Source organism: Micromonospora sp. MW-13 (assembly GCF_003434305.1).
Lineage (GTDB): Bacteria > Actinomycetota > Actinomycetes > Mycobacteriales > Micromonosporaceae > Micromonospora.
On sequence record NZ_QKKX01000133.1, the window covers coordinates 1 to 325 of the forward strand.

At 67.7% G+C, this 325-nt stretch carries 1 protein-coding gene; it reads left to right on the top strand.

Translation table 11 applies throughout. From position 1 onward, the window contains the following. A partial coding sequence (locus tag C5N14_RS31555; protein WP_207892967.1) for a C39 family peptidase occupies positions 1–325 on the top strand: 325 nt, incomplete at both ends.

Genomic DNA, 325 nt, shown 5'->3' on the forward strand with positions numbered 1-325 from the left:
CGGCAGCTCGACGTGCGTTACGAGGCGCAGCCCAACTTCTTCTACTGCGGTCCCGCCGCCGCCCGTAACGCCCTGTCGGTGCAGGGCAAGGCCATCAGCGTCGATGCCATGGCCAGGGAGATGGGCACCACCGAGAACGGCACCGACTCCATCAAGGACATCACTCCCGTCCTGAACAAGGAGACCGGCAAGAACGACGCCTACCGCAGCGTCGAACTGCCCACCGGCAAGGCCGACACCAAGCAGACCGACACCCTGCGCGCCGACGTCGTGCGCACCGTCGACCAGGGCCGCGCCGTCGTGGCGAACATCGCCGGCACCACCA